The organism is Mesorhizobium sp. P5_C1 (genome assembly GCF_054049815.1).
This window is the reverse complement of the sequence record NZ_JBFULQ010000717.1, coordinates 1-2,322: the sequence shown is the minus strand read 5'-3', so window position 1 is coordinate 2,322 and position 2,322 is coordinate 1. Positions and strand designations below refer to the sequence as shown.

The following is a 2,322-nucleotide window of genomic DNA, read 5'->3' as shown; positions in this document are numbered from 1 at the left end:
CCATTGAGCGCTGATTTCAACATGGTGCGGACGACAGATTCGAACCCGCACGATCAAAGCTCAAGGGATTTTAAGTCCTTTGAGGCTTTGCGCGTTGCTGGTAGGCTGCCAGAGCGGCAAGTAAAGGGAAGGGGAATGCTTATGATCAGTCGCAGTTCGTTCTTTCGCGCGGTCGCCATCTGTGGCGTGCTCGCGATCTCTTCGGTGGCCGGCGACGGCTTTGACGGCAGTTTGGGCTTTCGCCTGGTCAACCCGGCGGAAGCAAAGACGGTCGTGATCCAGAGGACGACCATCTACATCACGACCCTGCCCAAAGGATGCGTGAAGACCACCTACAACGGTGGCGCCGTGGTCTGGAAATGCGGGACGAAGTATTACCAGCCCTACAAGGGCCGCTACGTGCTGGTTTATATCAAGTAAGGGCGCTCGCCTCACCGTAGAGGCCCCGAACAGCCTTTTCGCTAAGCCGCTGGCGTGACACTGCGCGCCGGCAGCCGTTCGGCTGCGATCCCTGGTTCGTCCGAGGGAGCCTTTTGCCTGGAGGCGTGTGAGCCAAGAGTGGTGCGGACGACGGGAATCGAACCCGTACGATCAGAGATCGAGGGATTTTAAGTCCCTTGCGTCTACCAATTCCGCCACGTCCGCAGGCCGCGATTACAAGCACTTAAGCGAACATAGGTCCAGCCATTCGAGACCAGTTGGCACCGGATTGGCACTGAAAAGCCGGATTACTGTTCTGCGCCCGTTCTCATCGCGGTTTCAATCGTCGCTGCAACACCTTCGTCCGATCGTGCAAACAGATGGACGTAGACTGACAGCGTGACCACAGGTGACGCATGCCCTAGGAGACGGCTGATTGCAACCACATCGAGCCCGGTCGATCGATCGCGTCGCGCCATGCAACGACTATGAGMCGGACAGCGACTGCGAGCATAGGCGCCTGCGAACGCCACCCAACGTCACGGGAAAGCCCGTGGGGAGCGGCTCACGATGAAGGTCGATGATACCGCGCTGATCGAGGATGGCGAACGGGACGCTGGGGAGATGCCCGAGGAATGCCGGACGGTGGACGGAAGCTGAGTTTCGACCCAGTTTGAGAGGTTCCCGCCGTCCCTAGTGGCGGGTTTCTCACCGGTGCCCACATCCCTCCGGTGAAGTTGTCCGAATCGGCGATCTGCAAAACGTTAAGTGGGTCCGAATCGTACTTAGCGCCGAACCAACCTTCATATTCAATGCGGATCCAAAACTGGGCTTGCGGTTTCCAAAAGCTTTGCCGCGGATCGCTGTGCGTCATCCCAAACGAGCAGGTCGTCTTATCGCCGTTTTGGAGGAGTGGAATTTCCGTCGACTGAGTGAAACACGCCAGCCACCGTTTTTTGGCATCCTCATTGGCACCGACTCCGAGCGCCGCTTTGAGGCCGGCCTGGTCGTGGACGATCAGGCGGATATTTTTCGCGGGAATTGATCCAGAGTTCAGCACCACGAGATTGTAGGCAATCCCATCGTTTCCGCCGCTGTGAGTTTTGACCGCGGCCGTTACGATCGGGCGAAATTGTCGCCTCCAGAAGAAGACGGACATGCCAAGTGCAACCAGAGATACGGCCAGAGCGGCAAGCGCTAATAAGGTGTCCAAGTTCGTTCTCCTTCTCGTCTTGGCCCGCCTGGCTAACGACGGCGGGCCTCTTCAAGGCGGAAACACGAGGTATATCCCTCGTGGCACTTGAACAAATCTTGGTCAACCTCTCCCCTGGTCAACCAGCTTTGAGCGTTCCCCTGAAGCGGGCCGCTCCCGATGGAGTGCAGGGAAGAACGCGAAATGCAAGATGGCTCTATGAGGTACASCCGGATGAGGTACACCGTGCCGCCAACGGCCCGCCTCAAGGTGGCGGGCTTTTGATTTGGCACCGCAATTGGCACCGGAAGAGCAGGGAAGGGTAGGGATTGATAGATATGTCGGGCTCAGGTCGCGCCTGCAAAGCCCGGAAAACAAGGCCGGCCAAGACTGCGAAGGACGCGTCTGGATGGGCTAGCTCGCATCTAAGATCCCTTGCCTCTACCAATTCTACCACATCCGCAGGCCGGCCTTTTTCAGATGTCAGGATGCGGGCCGTCCAGTCGTGTTCCTGGTCAAGTCTGAATACGGAAGCCAGACCGGGCGGTTTGAACAGAATGGTGCGATCACGGAATTATGCGCGCCGGAGGTACTGGTATGATACTACTCGGCGGATCAAACCCGCCCAGGCCGGCGCTTCTCAGCCCAACCCATCACCCCGCCCAACTGGGGGCGTCGGCCGCCCCTTCCACCAGAGAGCTTCTTAAGCC

Annotated in this window: 2 protein-coding genes and 1 tRNA gene; 1 reads left to right on the top strand and 2 read right to left on the bottom strand. The window is 58.4% G+C overall.

The genetic code is table 11. The features are described 5' to 3' along the window. Positions 1 to 420 (top strand): hypothetical protein (locus tag ACXJ7R_RS30325; protein ID WP_457155034.1); only part of this gene is annotated, 420 nt, incomplete at its 5' end. 139 nt (positions 421 to 559) lie between these two features. Here ACXJ7R_RS30325 and ACXJ7R_RS30320 read toward each other — a convergent pair. Next, positions 560 to 645: transfer RNA gene (locus tag ACXJ7R_RS30320), tRNA-Leu, on the bottom strand. Positions 646 to 985: 340 nt separating this feature from the next. Beyond that, positions 986 to 1,633 (bottom strand): hypothetical protein, encoded by a 648-nt coding sequence (locus tag ACXJ7R_RS30315; RefSeq protein ID WP_457155033.1) that lies wholly within the window; start codon positions 1,631 to 1,633, stop codon positions 986 to 988. Positions 1,634 to 2,322: the final 689 nt, after the last annotated feature.